22 protein-coding genes are annotated in these 22,325 nt (G+C 51.9%); 1 reads left to right on the plus strand and 21 read right to left on the minus strand.

Annotated elements, in window-relative coordinates; translation table 11 throughout:
• Window positions 1-4 precede the first annotated feature (4 nt).
• From T260_RS122940 to T260_RS122865, 16 genes are all read right to left on the minus strand, one after another.
• The gene (locus T260_RS122940; RefSeq protein ID WP_011232935.1) at window positions 5-787 is read right to left on the minus strand and encodes a two-component system regulatory protein YycI; all 783 of its coding nucleotides are present in this window, start codon (window positions 785-787) and stop codon (window positions 5-7) included.
• A complete protein-coding gene (locus T260_RS122935; protein WP_023634560.1) occupies window positions 774-2,102 on the minus strand; it encodes a YycH family regulatory protein in 1,329 nt (442 codons plus the stop codon). Before T260_RS122935 ends, T260_RS122940 begins: the two co-directional genes overlap by 14 nt.
• The gene (walK, locus tag T260_RS122930) at window positions 2,095-3,924 is read right to left on the minus strand and encodes a cell wall metabolism sensor histidine kinase WalK (protein WP_011232937.1); all 1,830 of its coding nucleotides are present in this window, start codon (window positions 3,922-3,924) and stop codon (window positions 2,095-2,097) included. Before walK ends, T260_RS122935 begins: the two co-directional genes overlap by 8 nt.
• Before the next feature lie 6 nt (window positions 3,925-3,930).
• Window positions 3,931-4,644, minus strand: a complete 714-nt coding sequence (gene yycF, locus T260_RS122925; RefSeq protein WP_011232938.1) for a response regulator YycF — start codon at window positions 4,642-4,644, stop codon at window positions 3,931-3,933.
• A gap of 188 nt (window positions 4,645-4,832) precedes the next feature.
• Window positions 4,833-6,119, minus strand: coding sequence for an adenylosuccinate synthase (locus tag T260_RS122920; protein WP_011232939.1), 1,287 nt, complete (start codon window positions 6,117-6,119; stop codon window positions 4,833-4,835).
• 217 nt (window positions 6,120-6,336) lie between these two features.
• Window positions 6,337-7,701, minus strand: coding sequence for a replicative DNA helicase (gene dnaB, locus T260_RS122915; protein WP_011232940.1), 1,365 nt, complete (start codon window positions 7,699-7,701; stop codon window positions 6,337-6,339).
• A 77-nt stretch (window positions 7,702-7,778) separates the two neighbouring features.
• Window positions 7,779-8,228, minus strand: a complete 450-nt coding sequence (rplI, locus tag T260_RS122910; RefSeq protein ID WP_011232941.1) for a 50S ribosomal protein L9 — start codon at window positions 8,226-8,228, stop codon at window positions 7,779-7,781.
• Window positions 8,225-10,201, minus strand: a complete 1,977-nt coding sequence (locus T260_RS122905; protein WP_011232942.1) for a DHH family phosphoesterase — start codon at window positions 10,199-10,201, stop codon at window positions 8,225-8,227. The genes rplI and T260_RS122905 overlap by 4 nt, the downstream gene beginning before the upstream one ends.
• 46 nt (window positions 10,202-10,247) lie before the next feature.
• Complete coding sequence (locus T260_RS122900) at window positions 10,248-11,174, minus strand: YybS family protein (protein WP_011232943.1); 927 nt, start codon at window positions 11,172-11,174, stop codon at window positions 10,248-10,250.
• A gap of 135 nt (window positions 11,175-11,309) precedes the next feature.
• Window positions 11,310-11,546 (minus strand): 30S ribosomal protein S18, encoded by a 237-nt coding sequence (gene rpsR, locus T260_RS122895; protein ID WP_008880812.1) that lies wholly within the window; start codon window positions 11,544-11,546, stop codon window positions 11,310-11,312.
• Window positions 11,547-11,643: 97 nt separating this feature from the next.
• On the minus strand, window positions 11,644-12,138 hold the full coding sequence (ssb, locus tag T260_RS122890) for a single-stranded DNA-binding protein (RefSeq protein ID WP_011232944.1): 495 nt from the start codon (window positions 12,136-12,138) through the stop codon (window positions 11,644-11,646).
• Window positions 12,139-12,168: 30 nt separating this feature from the next.
• A complete protein-coding gene (gene rpsF, locus T260_RS122885) occupies window positions 12,169-12,456 on the minus strand; it encodes a 30S ribosomal protein S6 (RefSeq protein WP_011232945.1) in 288 nt (95 codons plus the stop codon).
• A gap of 214 nt (window positions 12,457-12,670) precedes the next feature.
• Window positions 12,671-13,771: a redox-regulated ATPase YchF gene (gene ychF / locus T260_RS122880; protein ID WP_011232946.1), complete on the minus strand. Its 1,101-nt coding sequence runs from the start codon at window positions 13,769-13,771 to the stop codon at window positions 12,671-12,673.
• A 239-nt stretch (window positions 13,772-14,010) separates the two neighbouring features.
• Window positions 14,011-16,032 (minus strand): molybdopterin-dependent oxidoreductase, encoded by a 2,022-nt coding sequence (locus tag T260_RS122875; protein WP_023634562.1) that lies wholly within the window; start codon window positions 16,030-16,032, stop codon window positions 14,011-14,013.
• 57 nt (window positions 16,033-16,089) lie between these two features.
• Window positions 16,090-16,287 (minus strand): DUF951 domain-containing protein, encoded by a 198-nt coding sequence (locus T260_RS122870; RefSeq protein ID WP_011232948.1) that lies wholly within the window; start codon window positions 16,285-16,287, stop codon window positions 16,090-16,092.
• Window positions 16,288-16,299: 12 nt separating this feature from the next.
• A complete protein-coding gene (locus T260_RS122865; protein WP_011232949.1) occupies window positions 16,300-17,205 on the minus strand; it encodes a mechanosensitive ion channel family protein in 906 nt (301 codons plus the stop codon).
• A 186-nt stretch (window positions 17,206-17,391) separates the two neighbouring features.
• On the opposite strand from T260_RS122865, the gene yyaC reads away from it, so the two are divergent.
• The gene (gene yyaC / locus T260_RS122860; protein ID WP_011232950.1) at window positions 17,392-18,015 is read left to right on the plus strand and encodes a spore protease YyaC; all 624 of its coding nucleotides are present in this window, start codon (window positions 17,392-17,394) and stop codon (window positions 18,013-18,015) included.
• Window positions 18,016-18,087: 72 nt separating this feature from the next.
• Here the strand turns inward: yyaC and T260_RS122855 are convergent, their stop codons facing one another.
• The 5 genes from T260_RS122855 to rsmG all read right to left on the minus strand — a co-directional run bounded on the left by T260_RS122855 (window position 18,088) and on the right by rsmG (window position 22,314).
• Window positions 18,088-18,789 (minus strand): DUF554 domain-containing protein, encoded by a 702-nt coding sequence (locus tag T260_RS122855; protein WP_011232951.1) that lies wholly within the window; start codon window positions 18,787-18,789, stop codon window positions 18,088-18,090.
• Between the two features lie 54 nt (window positions 18,790-18,843).
• Complete coding sequence (locus T260_RS122850) at window positions 18,844-19,713, minus strand: ParB/RepB/Spo0J family partition protein (RefSeq protein ID WP_011232952.1); 870 nt, start codon at window positions 19,711-19,713, stop codon at window positions 18,844-18,846.
• A complete protein-coding gene (locus tag T260_RS122845) occupies window positions 19,706-20,467 on the minus strand; it encodes a ParA family protein (RefSeq protein WP_014197033.1) in 762 nt (253 codons plus the stop codon). Before T260_RS122845 ends, T260_RS122850 begins: the two co-directional genes overlap by 8 nt.
• 125 nt (window positions 20,468-20,592) lie before the next feature.
• Window positions 20,593-21,438: a nucleoid occlusion protein gene (gene noc / locus T260_RS122840; RefSeq protein WP_011232954.1), complete on the minus strand. Its 846-nt coding sequence runs from the start codon at window positions 21,436-21,438 to the stop codon at window positions 20,593-20,595.
• Between the two features lie 159 nt (window positions 21,439-21,597).
• Window positions 21,598-22,314, minus strand: a complete 717-nt coding sequence (rsmG, locus tag T260_RS122835; protein ID WP_011232955.1) for a 16S rRNA (guanine(527)-N(7))-methyltransferase RsmG — start codon at window positions 22,312-22,314, stop codon at window positions 21,598-21,600.
• Window positions 22,315-22,325 lie beyond the last annotated feature (11 nt).

Here is a 22,325-nt window from a genome sequence, read left to right on the forward strand (position 1 = left end):
TCTTTCACTCCAGCACATTTCCTTGATCATTGATCACTTGCCCTTCAAACGCATTGACGAAATAGTCTTCCTTCCGATTGACAACAATATGCCAAGTTGGAGTCAACACTTGGGATGCAGTAAATTGAACAAGCCCGTAATAGCCAAGCTCCACTTTCGTGACGCGGTCGCCCGGCTGCAAATGCCCTTTTCGGTACAACGTCTCAATGGCTTTAATCGCCGGGACGATATCTTGCTTCCGCTCGTACTTTTCCAAGTCGCTGAGCATCGTCTGTTCATACGACAGCGCTTCCCGTCTCCCGTTGACATGGATGACGAGCTTGCTGTTTTCATTGCCGTAAATCATCTTGCCGTCATACATTTGGTAGCAGGTCAAGATTCCTTGTTTTTCATCAAACGACCAAAAGGCATATTGCCCGCCGCCGATGATGTAGCGCTGCAAAAACTCACGCAGCTGGTATGGATCGTCAATCGGCAGCGCAACCGGATCGATGAACGTCCCTTTGACTTTCGTTTCTCCTTCGATTTTCACTTTTTGCCCGGGCAGCTTTTTTACATCCGCCATGGTGAATGAGCGGCTTTTGCCGCTGACATACGCCGCTTTCGTCACTTCTTTAGGCAGATCCACATACGTAATGCCGTTCGCCTCAAGCTGCTCTTCAATCGTCGTTTCCAAAATGACATCGAGCTGGCTGCTGTTTCGTTTTTCCATAAACTGATAGCCTAAAAAGCAGTCGAGGATGAGGAACACGATAATAAAAATCGTCTTCGTTTTACTCCAGTCCATTTGTTCCCCCTCCTCCCGCCTCATCGCCCATGTTTACCTTTTTCCACGTTTGTCCGTACAAGTAGAACCATGCCGGTTCAAGGCGGATGACTTTTTCCCGCTCCGGATCTTTGATGAGCTCATAGCCGATGGCGATATCTTTGATGAGCGATTTGCGAACGCCTTTCGTCTGTTCGAACCAGTTGACGACCTCATGGCCGGACGGCAGCGTTTTTGGTGTGCGGTTGCGATCCGCGATTTCAAGGCGGAAGAGCGGACGCTGGTATTTCATCAAATCGGACGCTCCCCACGTCTCCACGATTTCTGACATGCCGTATTCATTAAAGACTGGATAGCCGTTGACGACAAGCCGGAACGTGACTTTTCGATCCTCCTCGCTCCAGCGGGCGAAATGATACAGATCCGTCCAACCGCCATGCTCATTGACGAAATCAATGCTTTTTTGGATGATATGGGTTTCTTGCTCCGTTTGTCCCATATTCGAGACGCGCGCCGCTGGATTCACATACAGCAGCATCCGTTGAAGAAAATCGACGTCCATCAGCCGCGAACCGTCTGTATATTCTTCGCCAAACGGAATCAAATCTTTTTTGACAAAGCTTGGATCGCTAAAGAGCGCTTCTTTAAACTTGTCTGCGTCCAGCTCGTCGGTATAATATTGCAGACTGCTGAGCACCACTTCTTTTTCCGGCAAATACAACTGCTTCGTTTCGCTGACCGGATAAGCGAAATAACGCGGAAAATGGCTCGCTTCTTTCGCCAGCCGACCGATCGCCGATAAGGAGGCATCGCTGGCAATCGCTTTGTAAATTTTGCGCTTGTCGGTCGCGATGAAGTGGATGGGGAACTCGTCCTTCCCACCGAGCGGGACGAGCAGGCGGTCAAACGCCAAGCCGTCGAGCCCCCTGTCATCGATCGTGAAAATCAATCGGTATATGTCGATCGGCACCTCATCGGGGTAAATGATCTCAAGCCGCTCTTTGCCGTTTAAAAACGATAAAAACTTCCCTTGCGGAACAGAAGACGAAACATCTTCGAAATCATCAAGCGTCCATCTTCTCATTTCTTTCAGCACTTCATTTTTCTCTTCGTCTTTCGTCACAGCATAGGGGACGCCGTTTTTATGAATGAGAATCTGCTTTGGCTGCACGACCATCGCTGTATCCACTTGCGTATTGCTCACGGAGACGTGTTGAATGTATTCGTCGTTTTGCAGCACGTCGTATTTCGGATGATATGTCCATAAGGCAAACGTTAAGGTAATGCTGATGAGCACAAGCAACGTCAACACGATGGTTTTGATCGTTTCATACATCGCACCAGTCATCCTTTTGCTCGCGTTCTAGCGGCAGCGTAAAATAAATCGTCGTTCCTTTATGCTCCTTGCTTTCTGCCCAAATCGTCCCGCCATGGGCAAGAACGACTTCTTTGGCAATGGCCAGCCCAAGCCCCGTACCGCCCAATTTTCGCGACCTGGCCTTGTCGACCCGGTAAAACCGTTCGAAAATTTTTGCCAAGTCGGCTTTCGGAATGCCGACTCCTTCGTCGCTGACGCTGACAATAATTTCATCAGCAAGTTTGCGGACGCGAAATGTAATCGTCCCTCCTTGCGGAGAGTACTTCAAAGCGTTCGAAATAATGTTGTCTAACACTTGCGTAATTTTATCTTCATCAACTTCAATAAAAATCGCCTCGCGCGGAATTTTGCGAACGAACCGGATGTTGTCGCTTTTCGTCAACTCAAATCGGTCAATGACTTTATGGAAATAGGCTGAAAAATTGATCCACGTTTTCTTCAGCTTGTAGTCTTTGCTGTCAAGCTTGGACAGATGGAGCAAGTCGTTGACAAGCCGAATCATCCGTTCCGTTTCATTTTGCACGACTTGAATGAACCTCGGCGCGATGTCTTTATCTTGCCAAGCGCCGTCAGCGAGCGCTTCTAAGTAGCTTTTCATCGTGGTGAGCGGCGTGCGCAATTCATGCGACACATTGGCGACAAACTGCCGCCGCTCGCGGTCGATTTTTTCCTGTTCGGTAATGTCGTGCAAAACGACGATCAACCCGTTGACAAATCCGCCCTCTTTTTGAATCACCGACAACGACGCGCGCAAAATATACAGTTCCTCATCCGTGCTGAAATCTAAAATGAGCGAATCGCGCTCCTCAAGCAGCGTTTCAAACGTATACTGGTCGGCAATGCCAAGCACGTCGACGATCGAACTCGACAGCACTGTTTCACGTGAAACATTCAAAATGTTTAACGCTGCATCGTTAATGAGAATGACGCGCCCGCGACGGTCGGTCGCAATGACGCCATCAGTCATATGCGTCAAGACGGACTCGAGCTTGCGCCGTTCCCCTTCCGTCGTCGCCTGCGCTTCCTGCAGTTTTTTGGTCAGATTATTGAACGTCATCGCCAATTGGCCGATTTCATCATAGCCGTACACTTTGACCTTGCGGGAGAAATCTCCCCTCGTCATCGCCAGCGCTTGCCGGCGCATATCGGAAATCGGCCGGGTGATCGTGCGGGACAAAAAAATGCCGAGCACGGCGGTAATGGCGAGAGCGATCCCCGTCCCGGTCGCCAAAATCATATTGATTTGCCGCATTTGCGAAAAGACGTTTTCCATCGAGGCGATGACGTAAATGACACCTTTGATTTCGCCGCTCGTTTTGATCGGAGTCGACGAAATGTACATGCGATGACCTGTTTTCGAATCGAGCAGCATCCGGTCGACGATTTCGCCGGTGACGAGGGAACGTTTTACATAAATCTCGGTCGTCCGCTTTCCGACGATGTTTTGCATATACGGATTGGATGTCGCAAGCACTTTCCCTTTCTCATCGATGACGCGCACTTCGGAAATGTCTTGGGAAACGAAATCATGAAGAAGCGAACGGATGTCTTCTTCCAATGTCGGGCTTTTTTCATCGCGCTCCCGATTCATCGCCTGCTCGACGTTATAGGCGAGCAAGGTCACCCGTTCGTTTAATGAGTTTTTAAAGTTCTGCACAAGCTCCGTTTCCAGCTTGCGAACGAAGTACACGCCGATGATTTGCATGGCGACGAGAATCAGTAATACATAAATGATGACAAACTTAAAATGAATCGAACGGAATGGACCTACTTTTTTCATGCTGGCTCATGACTCCTGTTCCGGATTGCGCAAGTAATAGCCGACTCCCCGTCTTGTGACGATCCAATTCGGGTGGGAAGGGTTGTCCTCAATTTTTTCACGCAGACGTCTTACCGTCACGTCCACGGTGCGCACATCGCCATAGTAATCGTAGCCCCAGACGGTTTGCAGCAAATGCTCGCGCGTCATCACTTGGCCGATATGCTTCGCTAAGTAATGAAGCAGTTCAAATTCGCGGTGGGTCAGTTCAATTGTTTCCCCCCGCTTTTGCACGACATACGCGTCCGGACGGATGACGAGCGGGCCAATGACGATTTCATTTGTTTCGTTTTCTCCTTCTTCTTGGTTGGCCGTTTGCGCATGGCGGCGCAAGTTTGCCTTCACCCGCGCCAGGAGCTCGCGCGTGCTGAACGGCTTTGTCACATAATCGTCCGCACCAAGCTCCAACCCAAGCACTTTATCAATCTCGGAATCTTTCGCTGTCAGCATAATGATCGGCATATCATACTTTTTCCGCACTTCACGGCATACTTCCATGCCATCTTTTAACGGCAACATAATATCCAATAAAATCAAGTCCGGCATCGTTTCTTCAACTTTTTGCAGCGCTTCTTCGCCGTCGTAGGCGCAAATGACTTCATATCCTTCTTTTTGCAAATTAAATTGCAAAATATCGGCAATCGGTTTTTCATCATCAACGACTAAAATGCGTTTTTCCATCTCGCTCACATCCTTCCTTTTGCGATGGAATCCTATCATTACTAATTTACCATGTTATGAACATGAAATCATCCTTTGCCGATTGCCATTTTGAGGAGCCTATCAAAGAAAAAAGCATAGACGCGCGCGCATCTATGCCTGTCGTTTGCCTTGTTTATACGCTGCCTGCCACCGTCCACTGTTGCCGCTTACGCGTAGACGCTGCGGACGACGTTCGTTTGCGAACGGTCCGGTCCGACGGAGAAAATCGAAAGAGGGATGCCGGTGAGCTGGGAAATGCGCTCGACGTAATGGCGGGCGTTCGCCGGCAGCTCGTCTAGACTTTTCACCCCGGTGATATCTTCCGTCCAGCCAGGAAGTTCTTCATAAATCGGCTCGCATTCGGCCAACACTTTTAAGCTGGCTGGAAATTCTTCGAGCACTTGGCCGCGGTAGCGATAGGCGACGCAAATTTTCAACGTTTCAATGCCGGTCAACACATCGATCGAGTTAAGCGACAAGTCCGTAATGCCGCTCACCCGGCGGGCATGACGGACAACAACACTGTCAAACCAACCGACGCGGCGCGGACGGCCGGTCGTCGTCCCATACTCGCGGCCGACTTCGCGAATGCGGTCGCCGATTTCATCGTGCAGCTCTGTCGGGAACGGCCCGTCGCCGACGCGCGTCGTATAGGCTTTCGCCACCCCGACGACATGCTTGATTTTCGTCGGCCCGACACCGGCGCCGATCGTTACCCCGCCAGCGACTGGATTCGACGACGTGACAAACGGATACGTTCCTTGGTCAATGTCAAGCATGACGCCTTGCGCTCCTTCGAACAAGACGCGGCGCCCTTCATCGAGCGCATTGTTCAATACGACCGATGTGTCGCAGACGTATTTGGCGATGTGCTGGCCGTACTCGTAATACTCCTCAAAAATGTCCTCCAACCGGAAGCCTTCGACCCCGTACACTTTTTCAAGCAGCGTATTTTTCTCCCTCAAGTTGCGCTCCAGCTTTTCGGCAAACACGTCGCGGTCAAGCAAATCAACAATGCGGATGCCGATGCGCGCCGCCTTGTCCATGTACGCCGGCCCAATTCCTTTTTTTGTCGTGCCGATTTTGTTTGCCCCTTTCCGCTCTTCCTCAAGCTCGTCCAATTTCAAATGATACGGCAAAATGACATGAGCGCGGTTGCTGATGCGCAAATTATCAGTCGAAATGCCGCGCTCGTGCAAATACGAAAGCTCCGCAACGAGCGCCTTCGGATCGACGACCATCCCATTGCCGATGACGCAAATTTTATCTTTATAAAAAATGCCCGACGGGATCAAGTGCAGCTTATACTTTTCCCCGTTGAACACGATCGTGTGTCCGGCATTGTTTCCCCCTTGATACCGGGCAATCACTTCCGCATTTTCCGATAAAAAGTCCGTAATTTTCCCTTTCCCTTCATCGCCCCATTGCGTGCCGACAACAACGACTGACGACATGGCGAGCACCTCCAGTTTCCTCGGTCTAAACATTGTCAGTGTACCAGTTTTCAGCCATAAAGTCAATGAAACACGAACATTAAAAGAAAATATCGTCTTTTTTATTCGTTTATCAATGATCAGGAAGGCTCCCTCTTTAACGCCGCGGGTGTAAACGAGGAAATAGTCAAAGGCCAAAAGAACAAAAAGGCGCCCGCCGCCGGCAGCGCGGTCCGTCTTACGCCCCCGGTGGAATTTGCGCCTCATCGAAACGGCGCTCTAAGTTGACGAATTTATTGTACTCTTTAATAAAGGCGAGCTGCACCGTCCCGACCGGGCCGTTCCGCTGTTTGGCGATAATGATTTCGATGATGTTTTTGTTCTCGGAATCTTTGTTGTAGTAGTCGTCGCGATACAAAAAGGCAACGATATCAGCGTCTTGCTCAATGCTCCCCGATTCGCGAAGATCGGACATCATCGGCCGCTTGTCCTGGCGCTGCTCAACGCTGCGCGACAGCTGTGACAAAGCGATGACCGGCACTTCGAGCTCGCGGGCGAGCGCCTTTAACGAACGGGAGATTTCCGACACTTCCTGCTGGCGGTTTTCCCGGTTGCGCCCACTTCCTTGAATGAGCTGCAAATAATCGATCACCACCATGCCGAGGCCGCTTTCCTGTTTCAAGCGGCGGCATTTGGCGCGAATGTCGCTGACGCGGATGCTCGGCGTATCGTCAATATAAATGCCGGCGTTTGACAAACTGCCCATCGCCATCGTCAGCTTGCCCCAATCTTCCGGCGTCAGCTTGCCAGTGCGCAAGTTTTGGGCGTTGATGTTGCCTTCGGCGCAAAGCATCCGCATCACAAGCTGCTGGGCGCTCATTTCCAAGCTGAAAATCGCGACATTTTCGTTCGTCTTCGTCGCCACATTTTGGGCGATGTTTAATGCGAATGCCGTCTTCCCGACCGATGGCCGGGCGGCGACGATAATCAAGTCGCTGCGCTGAAATCCGGACGTCATCCGGTCGAGTTCAGTGAATCCGGTCGGGATGCCGGTGATGTCCCCGTTCCGGTTATGGAGCATTTCAATGTTGTCATACGTCTGTACGAGAACATCTTTAATATTTTTAAAGGCGCCTGAATGTTTCCGTTGGGAAACCTCCATAATTTTCCGTTCCGCTTCATCGAGCAAAACGTCAATTTCATCTTCCCTTGTATAGCCATCTTGGGCAATCGATGTCGCCGTGCGAATGAGGCGGCGAAGCAATGATTTTTCTTCAACAATGCGGGCGTAGTATTCGACGTTGGCCGCTGTCGGCACAGAATCGGCAAGCTCGCTTAAGTAGGAGACACCGCCCACTTCCTCCAGCTGCTCCAAAGCGGCCAGTTCCGCCGTCACCGTCACTAAATCGACCGGCTCGCCTTTATCAGCGACGCGAAGCATGGCGTGGAAAATTTTTTGATGGGCCGCGCGGTAGAAGTCTTCGGGAATTAATCGTTCCGAGGCGAGCGTCAGCGCAGTGGGATCCAAAAACACAGCGCCAAGCACGGCCTGCTCGGCTTCAATGCTTTGCGGAGGAATTCGTTCTGAAAAAAGTTCGCTCATCGTCTCACCGCCTTTCCCCCGTTTCATCTCCGTCGATAATGCCCCCGCCATAGCGGGCGGGGGCATCATTGCTGCCGTTATTTTTGTTCCTTGACGTGCACTTTTAAGGTCGCTGTCACTTCCGGATGGAGCTTCACCGGCACATTCGTATATCCGAGGGAGCGAATGGCATCAGCAAGCTCGATTTTCCGTTTGTCAAGCTTCAAGCCGTGCTGGGCCTGAAGCGCCTCAGCGATTTGCTTGCTCGTGATTGAACCAAACAAACGGCCTCCCTCGCCCGCTTTCGCCGGAATTTCCACCGTCAGCTTCTCGAGCTCTTCTTTCAGTTTTTTCGCATTGGCCAGTTCTTCCGCCGCTTGGCGCTGCTCTTTTTGTTTTTGCGCCTCGAGCGCTTTGATGTTCGCCGGCGTCGCTTCAATGGCGAGCCCTTGTTTGAACAAAAAGTTGTTTGCGTAACCGTCGGCGACGTCTTTGATTTCCCCTTTTTTCCCTTTTCCTTTCACATCTTTTAAAAAAATGACTTTCATGATGGCTTCCCCCCCTCGAAATAGTCATGAATGGCTTCACGCAGCTGCCGCTCCGCCTCTTCCACCGTCACTTCGGACAATTGGGCAGCGGCGTTTGTCAAATGTCCGCCTCCACCAAGCCGTTCCATAATGACTTGCACGTTGACATCGCCGAGCGAGCGGGCGCTGATGCCGACCGTCCCGTCGGACCGCTTGGAAATGACGAACGAAGCAACGACGCTGCTTAAAGTGAGAAGCGTATCGGCCGTTTGCGCAATCAACACTTGGTCGTGCACCTCGTTCTCGCCCCCTTTGGCGATGGCGATGCCATGCTCATCGATCACCGCCCGTTCGATCAATTTCGCCCGTTTGATGTAGTTGGCGATGCTTTCCCGCAGCAATTTTTGCACAAGCACCGTATCCGCTCCTTGGGCGCGCAAGTATGACGCGGCGTCGAACGTCCGCGAGCCGGTGCGGAGCGTAAAGCTTTTCGTGTCGACGACGATGCCGGCAAGCAGGGCGGTCGCTTCGAGCATCGTCAGCTTCATCCGTTTCGGTTGGTACTCTAACAGCTCGGTGACGAGTTCCGATGTCGAAGAAGCATAAGGCTCCATATAGACGAGAATCGGCGCCTCAATGAACTCTTCGCCGCGGCGATGGTGATCAATGACGACGATATGGTCGGTGCGATACAATAGCCGCTCTTCAATGACGAGCGACGGACGATGCGTATCGACGACGATCAAAAGCGTATCCTCGGTGACGAGCTCAAGCGCCTGCTCCGGCTTTAGGCATCTTGACCATAATTCAGCATGTTTTTTCATTTCCTCAAGCAACCGTTGCGCCCCGGCATCCGTTTTGGCCGGATCGACGACGATAAACCCTTCCTTTTGGTTCGATTGGACGACTTTTAAAACGCCGATCGCCGCTCCCATGGCGTCCATATCGGGATATTTATGGCCCATGATGAGCACTTTGTCGCTTCCTGCAATCAGTTCGCGAAGCGCATGGGAAATAACGCGGGCGCGGACGCGCGTCCGCTTTTCCATCGGGTTCGTTTTGCCGCCGTAAAACTTCACTTTTCCATTTCCTTGCTTAATCGCGACTTGATCGCCCCCGCGCCCCAACGCTAAGTCCAAGCTTGATTGAGCGAGCGCCCCGAGCTCCGGGAGCTGGGACACGCCGGCGCCGATGCCGATGCTCAGCGTCAGCTGGGCATGATGTTTTGCCGTCTGCTCTCGCACTTCGTCGAGAATGGAAAATTTGCTTTTCTCGAGCCGCCCAAGAATATGTTCGTTCAATACGGCAATAAATCGGTCGGATGACGTCCGCTTCAAAAAAATGCCATAGTCGTTCGCCCACCGGTTCAACACGGAAGTGACGAGGCTGTTTAGTTGGCTTTTTGCCTGATCGTCCATCCCTTGCGTAATTTCATCATAATTGTCAAGAAAAATAATGGCGAGCACCAGCCGTTCCGCTTCGTACTGCCGCTTCAATTCCAAATGCTCAGTAACATCAAAAAAGTAAAGAAGCCGTTCAGGGCGGCGAATGACCACTTTCAGCTGCTTTCCGTTCAATTCGACGATCTCTTCGTCCGTTTTTCCCCTTTTCACAAAAGCGGCCAACGATTCGGAAAGCTCGGCGAGAGAGCGGCCGACAAGCGTCTGTTCCTTAAAGCAGGCGGCCAAAAAACGGTTCGACCACTCGATTTCTCCCCCTTCATCGATGAGCATAATGCCGATCGGCATTTGCATCAACGCTTCCTCGCCTACTTTTTTCACCCGGTGCGACAAATTGGAAATATAGTGCTCCAACTCTTTATGCAAGGAGCGTTGCGCCCCAATGACATAATAAAGCACAAACCCGACGCCAAGAAGGGCGACGAGGCCAAGCAGCCATTGGAAGTAAAACAAGCCAATCGCCATAAGCACCGCCAGGGCGGCTAACGCATATAACGGATAGCGATACGCTTTCCTTTCATAAAAATGGGACATTCAAGTCAGCTCCTACACTGAAGAAATGACTCGCCTTATCCAATTATCATATGCGGCGGCGCAAATCAAATCCTAAATCAATTATACCGAATATCGCCACAAGATAAAGTAGAAAAGGCAGGAATAAGCAAACGACCGTCCCTGCCGCCACCACACCTTTGCCAACCCCTTTTTTGTAAGCGGCGTAGTAAAGAAACGAAAATCCTTGCACAATCATCGCCAGCTGCAACACATACGATAAGTTCAACACGGCGATATAGGCAAACGATCCTTCTTTGAACGGGAACAAGGAGAGAAGGAGCACAAAGACATACAACCACAATACAGTTTTCGGCCACATAAGCTCGCGAAACGGCGGCCATGAACCGACCGGCAGCTTCAGCCTCTTCATCACCGGCAGCGAGACGATGATCGTCGCGTACGCCAGCGCAAACGAAGCGATGACAAACAGCGTCGGAACCATATAGCCGATCAGCTTCAGCCCTTGTTCGAACTGCCTTTGCATCTCCAAAGGCGGCGCTTGTCCCATTCCCTTCATTAGATTCATTGCCGTGTCAAACGATTCTCGCACGAGCGCAAGCGTATCTTGGATCATATCGACGTGCAAAAATTGAATCGAGATGATGTAATCAAGCACGATATTCGCCAAAAATACAAGCGCGCCGACAAGAAGAACAAGATAACGGTTTTTCTGTTTCGAAAGCATCGCGCCGACTGCCATGCCGACGGTGCCGAACATAAGCGCCATCGGCAGCGACAAAAGCGAGCCGATCAAACCGGAGATGACAAGGGCCGCCGCCAGCAGCAACATAGCTGGAATCCACCCATGGCGCATCGTAAACACCATAAACGGAAGCGCTAAAAACAAAGCGGCGACAATCCCAATGACCGGCGCGTACAGCGCAAGCAAAAACAAAACAGCAAACAGTGCGAGCTCAATCGCCGCTTCGGTGAGGGCGTGCGTTTTTCGCAATGGACGTTCCCCTTTCTTTGTTTTTTGGTGATTTGACCTCCTTCCCCACTTTCACTCTGCTTGGGAGTGGGAGTCCGCTCAGTCAGAGGAGATAAAAAAAGCAGTAAGGATCCCCCCTTACTGCTTGCTTTCGGCTCACTCGTCCGCAACGTACGGCAGAAGCGCCATTTGGCGCGCGCGTTTGATCGCGACCGTCAATTTGCGCTGATATTTCGCGCTCGTTCCCGTTACACGGCGCGGCAAAATTTTACCGCGTTCAGAAATGAACTTTTTCAGCAAATCGACATCTTTGTAGTCGATATGCGTAATGTTGTTCGCCGTGAAGTAACATACTTTGCGGCGTTTGCCGCGGCCGCCTTTCCGTCCTGCCATGCTATTTCCTCCTTTCCGTTGCCATCGTTTCCTCATCGGTGGAATGGCCCGCTGCCTGCGCGTTGTTTAGAGACAGGGGCTTCAAGCGACTTGTTTATTAAAACGGCAAATCATCATCAGAAATATCGATCGGCTGGCCGTCATTGGCGAAAGGATCGTCATCGATGCGGCCAAACCCTTTTTCGTTCGGATATTGGTGGTTCTGATCTTGCCCGAATGGGAATGGATCCCCATAGTAGCCGCCTGCTGTTGCCCCTCGCTGCTCGCTCGTTCCTTTCGGCTCAAGAAATTGGACGCTATCAGCCACCACTTCCGTCACGTACACGCGCCGACCTTCTTGATTTTCATAGCTGCGGGTTTGCAGTCGGCCATCGACACCAGCCAAGCTCCCCTTTTTCAAAAAGTTGGCGACGTTTTCCGCCTGGCGGCGCCAAACGACACATTGAATAAAATCCGTTTCCCGCTCGCCCTGCTGATTTGTAAACGGACGGTTGACCGCGAGCGTAAACGTGGCAACAGCCACTCCGCTTGGAGTGTAACGCAACTCCGGATCTCTCGTTAACCTGCCGACCAAAATGACGCGGTTAATCATCAGAACCACCTCTTAATCATGTCGAAAAGATTATTCTTCTTCTTTGACGACGATATGACGGATGATGTCTTCGCTGATGCGCGCTAAGCGGTCGAATTCTTGCACCGCTTTCGGCTCCGATACGACATTGACGATCATGTAATAGCCGTCGCGGTATTTTTGAATTTCATAGGCTAAGCGGCGCTTGCCCCAATCCGTCACGTTCGTAATCTCCGCGCCGTTTTCTTTCAACACGTTGTTGAACCGTTCCACGAGAGCTTGTCTCGCTTCATCGTCCATGTTCGGGCGGATGATGTACATGATTTCGTACTTTCTCACGCTCGTCACCTCCTTTTGGTCTAAGCGGCCCTTCCATTCGAAGAGCAAGGAGCAATCACCATTACTCACATTTGTTGATTATACCATGACCGACAACGATAAGCAAGGCAGTTTGCCGCATTCCGTCGGCGCAAACATCTTCCATCCGTATGACCAAGCCAAAAACGGCCCCATGCCGTGACCTGCTGCATCCGCCCTGCCCTCGAACCGATGGTTACACGTTGAACCGGAAATGCATAATGTCGCCGTCTTGCACTTCGTAGTCTTTTCCCTCCAAGCGCACTTTTCCGGCTTCGCGCGCCGCCGCCATCGATCCAGCCGCGACAAGGTCATCGTACGACACCGTTTCCGCGCGAATAAACCCTCGCTCAAAGTCGGAATGGATGATGCCGGCGCATTGCGGCGCTTTCATCCCTTTGCGGAACGTCCACGCCCGCACCTCCTGCTCGCCGGCGGTGAAAAACGTCGCCAATCCGAGCAAGCTGTAAGCGGCGCGGATAAGCTGGTCAAGGCCAGACTGCTCGATGCCGAGCTCCTGTAAAAATTGCCGTTTTTCCTCATCGCTGAACTCAGCGATTTCCTCTTCGATTTTGGCGCAGACAACAATGACTTCAGCGTTGTCGCGCTTCGCAAACTCGCGCACGTCCTTGACAAACGGATTGCCGCTAGGGTCAGCGATATCTTCCTCGCCGACATTGGCGACGTAAAGCATCGGCTTTATCGTCAACAAATGCAGCTGCTTGACGACTTTCATCTCTTCATCAGTGAACTCGAGTGTGCGCGCCGGCTTGCCGTCTTCGAGCGTCTCCTTCAACCGCCGCAAAATGTCGTATTCAAACGCCGCCTCTTTATCCTTTTGCTTGGCGATTTTGCCGACCCGCTCGATTCGTTTGTCAATCGTTTCTAAATCAGCCAACACGAGCTCCAAATTGATCGTTTCGATATCGGCGAGCGGGTCGACTTTGCCCGCCACGTGGGTGATGTTTTCATCACTGAAGCAGCGGACGACTTGGCAAATTGCATCGACTTGGCGGATGTGAGACAAAAACTTGTTGCCAAGCCCCTCTCCTTTGCTCGCCCCTTTGACGATGCCCGCGATATCGGTAAATTCAAAAACAGTCGGCACCGTCCGCTTCGGCCGAAACATTTCCGTCAATACATCGAGCCGCTCATCGGGCACTTCGACGACACCGACGTTCGGCTCAATTGTGCAAAACGGATAGTTGGCTGACTCAGCACCTGCTTTTGTAATGGCGTTAAACAGCGTCGATTTGCCGACGTTCGGCAATCCGACGATTCCTGCTGTCAATCCCATTCGTTCCACTCCTCTTTCCCGTTCACATCTTTCCTCATTATATGGGCTGGCGCAGAAAATGACAAGCGCGCCGCAAGCGGGGAATGTTTCCTCTCCCACCCGCTTCAAAAAAGGCGGAAGTTTGCGCCCTTTTCCCAACACTTGAATGACAAAATCATCTTTTCGGATCAACAGCCTCAAACCGCATTTTGTCGTCGACCATATCTTTTTTCTACTGATCCGAAGCAACTGTGAACCGCTTACTTTGCTTCCGACGTGACTTTTTCAATATTGACCAAACAGTCATACAGCGCGCTGCCGCAGCCGTTATCCGACTCCAAATCGGACGTGAGGACGTTGACCGGCCCGCCGAACACTCCCCATTGTCCTTCGTCAATGTTGATCGTGCCTGGGTAGGCGCCATCAAGCACCTTGACCGTTCCCACGAGCGATCCACGGTCGTTGTAAACACGCGCCCGGTCGCCATCGGCAAGACCCTTTGCCGCAGCAACATCAGCCGCTACCTCAATGCGGACTGTCTGAAGCGCTGGGATGAGCGGATAATGTTGCGAATGATTCGAACGGAGCGGATGGATCGTCAACAGCCGATACGGATATTTGGCGGCTAGTGCCGGATTGGACTCCTCCGATTCGGCCGGATACATGATTTGCAGCCGGCCATCCATCCCTTTTTTCTTGGCGATGGTTGACGTAAATTCGTATTTTCCGCTTGGCGTTTGAAACCGGCGGTCGCGCCATGGCACCGGTTCGACAGGCAAAAGGACGCGGTGTTCTGTTTTCAATCGCTTCAGCGTAATGCCGTGATGCTCCAACGGCCGGAGCGCCATCGCAAGAAACTGCTCACGCGTATAGGCAAAATCATCCCCAAACCCGAGCCTTTTTGCCAGCTCCGTCCAAATCCACAAGTCCGGCTTCGCCTCACCCGGCGGGTCGACAAGCTTCGGCCCGTAGTTCAAATACGCATGGTACATCGATGAACAATAGACGTCTTCCTCTTCAAACGAAGCCGCTACTGGCAAAACATAATCAGCCATTGCAGCCGTATCGGTCATGAACTGCTCAAACACAACCACCGTTTCAACGGAAGCGAACGCTTTTTTCATCAAGTTCGTGTTCGGCACTTGAGCGAGCGGGTTGCCGCACGTGACGATCACCATGCCGATCGGAGGATCATTCGCCCGCAATATCTCTTCTCCCTGCTTCATCATCGTCCATGTGCGCGATGCCGTTTTCCGCTCTGGGAGCGTCAATGCGGCTTTATCAAAACACTCGCCCACCTGCAAGTTGCCAAAATTCGCCCCTCCACCCGGAATGCCAACGTTGCCGCTTGCGGCGACAAGGGCATCGATCCATCGGATTGTATTGCCGCCGTTCGCATAGCGTTGCATGCCAAGGCCAAGATACGTTGCGGTCGGCCGGTCCCCGTAAAGCCGGGCCAGCTCCGTCATTTGATCGCGGCTAACACCGGTATGCCGCTCAATCTCCGCCAACGAAATTGTCTGCAATAGTTGTTTGACATCATCAAACCCAATTGTGTGTTGCTTGATAAAGGCCCGGTCCTCCAACCCGAGTCGAAGCAGCTCTTTCATAATGCCCATCGCCAAAAAAGCGTCCATTCCCGGCTTGATGCATACGTACTGATCGGCGATGCGCGCCGTCGGGCCAAACAGCGGATCGATGACCACAATTGTCGCCCCGCGTTTTTTCGCGGCAAGCAACCGCTCGAATAAATGCATGTTCGTGCGGGCGACGTTTCGCCCCCAAATGACGATGTGGCGGCTGTTGTCGATATCTTCTGGCGCATGGCTGTAGGCGTTGCCAAAATCCCATGTCTGCGCCTCAATGCCCGCGCCCCAGCAAAGGCTGCCGATAAGCTCTGTTGCCCCACCATAACAATTAAAAAAACGGCGGTCCAGGTTTTTCAGCAGCCCGTTGTTGGCGTAATCATGGCTGTGAAGCACGGCTGTCGGCCCAAATTGTTCTTTCAACTTCCGCATTTTCCCGGCGATGTCATCAAGCGCCTCTTCCCAAGAAATGCGAACGAACTGCCCGCTTACTTTTTTCAACGGATAGAGAAGGCGTTCTTTGGCGTTTACCCGCTCTTTCAACATCCGCCCGCGTCCGCAAATGTTCCCTTTCGTGATGGGATGGTGTTCGTCGCCGTCAACCCGTACGACTTTCCCCTCGTTCACCGTCACCTTCAGCCCGCATACGTCCCAGCAGTTGAGCGGACATGATGTTACATGCGTCGTTTCCGTCATTTTCTCCCTTCCCCTTCGCAACAAAAGAGCATGGCCTCGCCACCATGATTCATTTGCTTATTCTTCATGCTTGACGAGCACTTTTTTCATTTTGCGGATAAACTCTTTGCGCGGCAACAAAACGCTATGGGCGCACCCTTCGCATTTAATGCGGATGTCAGCGCCCAAGCGAATCACTTTCCAACGATTCGTTCCACATGGGTGCGGCTTTTTCATTTCGACGATATCGTATAGGCCGAACTGTTTCTCTTCCATCGATCCACCTCCCTATGACAACGATTGCTCCCGTTGCGGCTTTGCCTCGGGCTGCTCTTGTTCGTCGCGGCGATGCAGCACAAGCCGTGGGTATGGGATTTCGATTCCCCGTTCGTCCAACAGCAGCTTTACTTCCTTGCGGATCGCCCGAGCGACCGCCAGATGGCGCATCGGCTTCGTTTCGCACGTGATGCGCAATATGACTTCCGAGCTGGCTAAATTTTGCACGCCAAGCAATTCCGGCGGGGCGACCATGTCTTCATACTTCGCCGGCAGCTGCGGAAGAAGCTCGCGGATGGCTTCCTCCGCCTCTTCAATGTCTTCTTCATAGGCGATGCTGACGTCAACGACAGCGAGGCTGTTGTGCAGTGAATAGTTCGTCACTTGAGTGATGCTGCCGTTTGGCAAAATGTGCACTTCCCCGGTCCAACTTTTAATTTTCGTCACCCGAAGCCCAATCGTTTCAACATACCCTTCAAAATTGCCAATGCGCACATAATCGCCGACCGCAAACTGGTCTTCAAAAATGATGAAAAATCCAGTGATGATGTCTTTCACTAAGCTTTGTGCGCCAAAACCCACGGCCAGCCCGACGACCCCAGCCCCGGCGAGCAGCGCTTTGACGGGAACGCCAAACGTATCTAAAATCATCAAGAGCGCAATAAAATATAGTACGTACGTAATGACGTTGTCGAGCAGCCGAACGAGCGTCGCCTCCCGCCGTTCGGAAATGCGGATCGGCGCCTTCTGTCGCACTTTGAACATGTTATGAACGGCAATTTTCAACACTTTCACCGCAATGGCGCATATGAGTAGGATAAGAACAATCTTCAGCGTCCCTTTTCCGATCTGGAGCCACAATTTCTCATCTATCAAAAATGCGAACAATCGGCTCATCGTTTTTTCCATCGTGTTCAACGTTGGCGACACCTCAATCTTTTTTCTTGTTCTGCGCTTTTATTTTAACAAGACCGGCCGCTGATTTGTAGCCCGATATCCCGTTATCGCGAAGAAAAGGCAAGAAAACGAACAATGAAATGTATATCATTCTTTTATTTTCCGTATACTGTTAATACTTTTGAAACGAAAGTAGGAGTGAAGCGAATGAGCATACCATCGATATTTTACTCATCCAAGGAGGAAAGGGACCGCGTGTTTTACGATGAGCAAGGGGCGGTGTCGTCGATCGCTTGGCGGGTCGCCTCACTGCTTCCCGACCCGCTCGCTCAGCCGGTCGCTATCGTTTGCATCGGCACAGACCGCTCGACCGGCGATTCGCTTGGACCGCTCGTCGGCACGATGCTCAAAGAGAAGCCGTTGGCTCGCTTCCACGTGTACGGAACACTCGAAGAACCAATCCATGCCGTTAATTTGGAAGAAAAGGTAGAAGCCATTCGACTCATTCATAACGATCCGTTCATGATCGCGGTCGATGCCTGCCTCGGGCGGCTGAAAAGCGTCGGCGCCATCACGATTGCCAAAGGACCCGTCCGCCCTGGGGCTGGGGTCAACAAACAGCTCCTTCCCGTCGGCGACGCCCATATTACTGGGGTTGTCAATGTCAGCGGGTTTATGGAGTTTTTCGTCCTGCAAAATACGCGCCTCCATCTTGTCATGAATATGGCGAAAACGATCGCCAATGGCATTTACGAAGCGGAGCGGTTCATCCTCCGAAAAGAGCGGCTCGCTGCCCCTCCGCTCTCAACAGACCGGCATTCATTATGGTAGGCAGCAAATCCCCCTCTTGGTCAGCTGTTCAAGGAGGGGATTTCTTTTCTGTCCGGCCAAAACAACCGGTCGTTAAACGAGTGAAAGAATGAAAACGGCGGCTGCCGTAATGAGAATGCTCGGCAGCAAATTGGCCACGCGAATGTTCGTCAAACCGAGCATATTGAGTCCAATGGCCATAATTAAAATGCCTCCGGTCGCCGTTGATTCGGCGATGAACGAATCGAGCACTTCCTTCGGCACAAACCGTTCGATTTGCGTCGCCAACAGCGCGATGCTCCCCTCATAAACAACGACCGGCAAGGCGGAGAAGATGACGCCGATGCCGAGCGTCGTCGTCAAAATGACACTGGCAAAGCCGTCTAAAATCGATTTCGTATACAAGACGCTATGGTCGCCGCGCAGCCCGCTGTCAAGCGCTCCGACGATGGCCATCGCCCCGATGACAAACAACAACGTTGCGCTGACAAACCCTTTAGCGATGCTTCCTTGCCCGTTTCCGCTCACTTTCACCTCGAGCCATTGACCGAGCCGGTTCAGCTTTTCCTCCCAGTTCCACCACTCCCCGAGAATGCCGCCGAAAACAAGGCTGAAAATAACAACGAGAAACTGTTCGCTTTTCATTCCCATTTGTATGCCAAGCAGCGCCACCGCAAGCCCAATCCCCCCCATCACCGTTTCCTTCACTCGCTCGGGGATGCGATGAAGCCATTTTCCAATCAACGCCCCGGCGATAATGCTCACTCCATTGACAATCGTTCCTAACAACACCATGATGTCCAACCCTCTCTTGCAAAAAAATAAACCGGCCTTGATCAAAGGGCCGACTTACTCGTCGAACCGCACATCGAGCAGTTCTAATATTCTCTCTAAATCTTCCGGAGAAAAAAACTCAATTTCAATTTTTCCTCTTTTCCTCGTTTGTTTAATCGTGACGTTCGTCCCGAATTTTTCGCGCAGCAACGATTCGCTTTCCCGAATAAACACGCTTTTTTCCGGCGGTTTCCGCTTCGATGTTTCACGTGAAACATTTTCGTTCGCTTGTTGGATCAGTTTTTCAAGCTGGCGGACGTTCAACCCTTCGCGAATCGTCCGTTCCACGATCGATTTCATTTTGCTTTTTTGTTTCAGCCCTAAAAGCGCGCGGCCATGTCCCATCGAAAGTGTGCCATCAATGAGCAGCTTTTGCACATCTGAAGGGAGGGACAACAAACGCAAATGATTAGCGATGTGCGGACGGCTCTTCCCAACACGGCTCGCGACTTCCTCCTGGGTTAAGTGCAGCTTGTCCATCAACATTTTGTACGCCATCGCTTCCTCGATCGGGTTCAAATCCTCGCGCTGCAAGTTTTCAAGAAGGGCGAACTCCATCATTTGCTCATCAGTCAACTCGCGCACCACGACCGGCACTGACGGCAAATTCGCCTCTTTGGCCGCCCGATAGCGCCGTTCACCAACGACGATTTCAAATCCGTTCGGTACACGGCGGACGATGAGCGGCTGCAAAATGCCGTGCTGCAAAATCGATTGCTTCAACTCCTCAATCGCCTCAGGCTGAAACGTTTTCCGCGGCTGGTACGGGTTTGGATGAAGGTCGTGAATGCTTACTTCCCGCACCGTTTCCTCTTTCCCATTAAGTTCATTGAGAGAAAGGTTGTCAAACAGCGCACTGATGCCTTTGCCGAGACCTTTAGCCACGTTCAAGCACCTCCTTCGCCAGTTCCAAATACACTTCCGCCCCCCGCGATTTCACATCGTACAAAATGATCGGCTTGCCATGGCTTGGCGCCTCACTCAGCCGCACGTTTCGCGGGATGATCGTCTGGTACACCTTTTCGCGGAAATACTTTTTGACTTCTTGAATGACCTGCAAGCCTAGATTCGTCCTTGCATCAAGCATCGTCAACAGAACGCCTTCGAGGCGCAAATCATAGTTTAAGTGCCGCTGCACAAGCCGGATCGTGTTAAGCAGCTGGCTGAGCCCTTCTAACGCATAATATTCGCATTGGACAGGGATGAGCACAGAATTGGCCGCTGTCAACGCGTTGAGCGTCAGCAAGCCGAGCGAAGGAGGACAATCGATAATAATGAAGTCGTATTTGTCTTTCAGCGGCTCGATCGCGTTTCTCAGCCGGATTTCGCGGGAAACGACCGAGACGAGCTCAATTTCTGCGCCGGCGAGCTGGATCGTCGCTGGAATGACGTATAAATTTTCGATGTCCGTCGGTCGAATGACATCTTTTGCTTTCATGTCGCCAATGATGACATTGTAAATGCATTCGTCCACATCGCCTCGCTCAATGCCGATGCCGCTCGTCGCATTTCCTTGCGGATCGGCGTCAACAAGCAGCACTTTTTTTCCAAGATGCGCCAAACATGCCGATAAATTGACCGCCGTCGTCGTTTTTCCAACTCCGCCTTTTTGGTTTGCAATAGCAATGACTTTTCCCACGATGCCACCTACCTCTATCTCTTCCTCAATCCATTTTATTTTAGCACGAAAACAGGAAAATGACTTTGTTTTCTGAAAGAAAAAACCCCATCAGCAGTGCTTGATGAGGCAAAAGGTGACTTTCGTTATTTTTTCGCGATTCGAATCGTAATTTGATAGTAGTCATCGAATTCTTCTTCTTCCGATTGAACGGACACCCCGCTGCTTTCGACCATGGAAAGCGACTGGCGGATCGTGTTGACGGCGATGCGCATATCGCGGCTGAACGCCTTTCGCTTCGGTTTTGGCTTCCGTTCCCCCGCCTCGAGCAGCTTTAACACCCGATCTTCCGTCTGCTTGACATTCAACTGTTTGTCGATGATTTCTTGCAGCAGTTTCAGCTGTTTTTCTTTATCTTTCAAGGCAATCAATGCGCGCGCATGACGTTCCGTAATCGCCCGTTGCAAGAGCGCCTCTTGCACCTCTTGCGGGAGTTTCAGCAGACGCAGCTTATTGGCGATCGTCGACTGTCCTTTGCCGAGCCGCTGAGCGAGCGCTTCTTGCGTCAAATCATGGAGCTCGATCAATTTGGCGTACGCCATCGCCTCTTCAATCGGCGTCAACTCTTCGCGCTGTAAGTTTTCAATGAGGGCGACGGAGGCGGTTTCTTTGTCATTTAAGTTTTTGATGATCGCGGGGATTTCCGTCCAGCCAAGCTTTTGCACCGCTCTCCATCTCCGCTCGCCCGCGATGATTTCAAACCGTCCGTTCCCGCATTCGCGGACGACGATCGGCTGGATGATGCCGTGCGTGCGGATCGTCAGCGCCAACTCGTCGATCTTCTCTTCATCAAACATCGTGCGCGGCTGAAAGCGGTTCGGAATAATGCTTTTGACCGGAATGTGGCGAACTTCCTCCCGCTCTTGCTTTTCCTCCATTTCTTCCTGTTCTTTTTCTCCAAAGCTGAACAAGCGCGAAAATGGATGCTTCATCCCCCTACACCACCTTTGGACATACTTGGCCAAAATGTCTCTGTCTCGCCCGGCATACGCCGCCTTACGGTCGGTTTTTTGGCGCGGGACGAAGGCGGGGAGCGAAACAGCTTGTTTCTCTCTTTCAGCCGGCAAAGCCCTCCCCCGCCCGCAAAGACGCTACTGAATCGGTTGTTTGTTCGGCGTTCCCGGTTTGCGCGGGTATTGGTTCGGCGTTTTTCTCATTTTTTGGATGAAAATGATCGTTCGTTCGCCTTCGTCAAACGGCAACGTGAACGTTTCCGTCGCCGTCACTTCTCCGCCAAGCACAGAAATCGCCTTGTTTCCCTCTTTCAGCTCCTCGAGCGCCGAAGCAGCTTTCATCGCAATGAATGTCCCGCCCATTTTCACGAGCGGAAGGCAAAGTTCGACAAGCACTGGCATGCGCGCCACCGCTCTGGCCGTGACGACGTCAAATGATTCGCGCATCCCCTTTTGACGGGCGAACGTCTCAGCGCGTTCGTGGTAAAGCGCCACGTCCGCAAGCCCGAGCTCGGTGATCAGATGCTCTAAAAAACGGATGCGTTTTTGCAGCGAATCAACGATGGAAACGCGCAAATGCGGAAAACAAATTTTGAGCGGAAGGCTCGGAAATCCCGCCCCGGATCCGACGTCGCAAAGCGCAAGCGGCGCTGAAAAGTCGTAGTAAAAAGCCGGGGACACCGAGTCGAAAAAGTGCTTCACATAGACGCCGGGCTTGTCCGTAATAGCGGTCAAATTCATTTTCTCGTTCCACTCAACGAGCAGTTCGTAATAGCGCTCAAACTGCGCAAGCGCCCGGGAAGAGAGGAGAATTCCCCTCTCTTCGAGCATGGTTTGAAATTGTGTCGCCTCCATAAGCCAATCCT

Source organism: Geobacillus thermopakistaniensis (assembly GCF_000498995.1).
Taxonomy (GTDB): domain Bacteria; phylum Bacillota; class Bacilli; order Bacillales; family Anoxybacillaceae; genus Geobacillus; species Geobacillus thermoleovorans.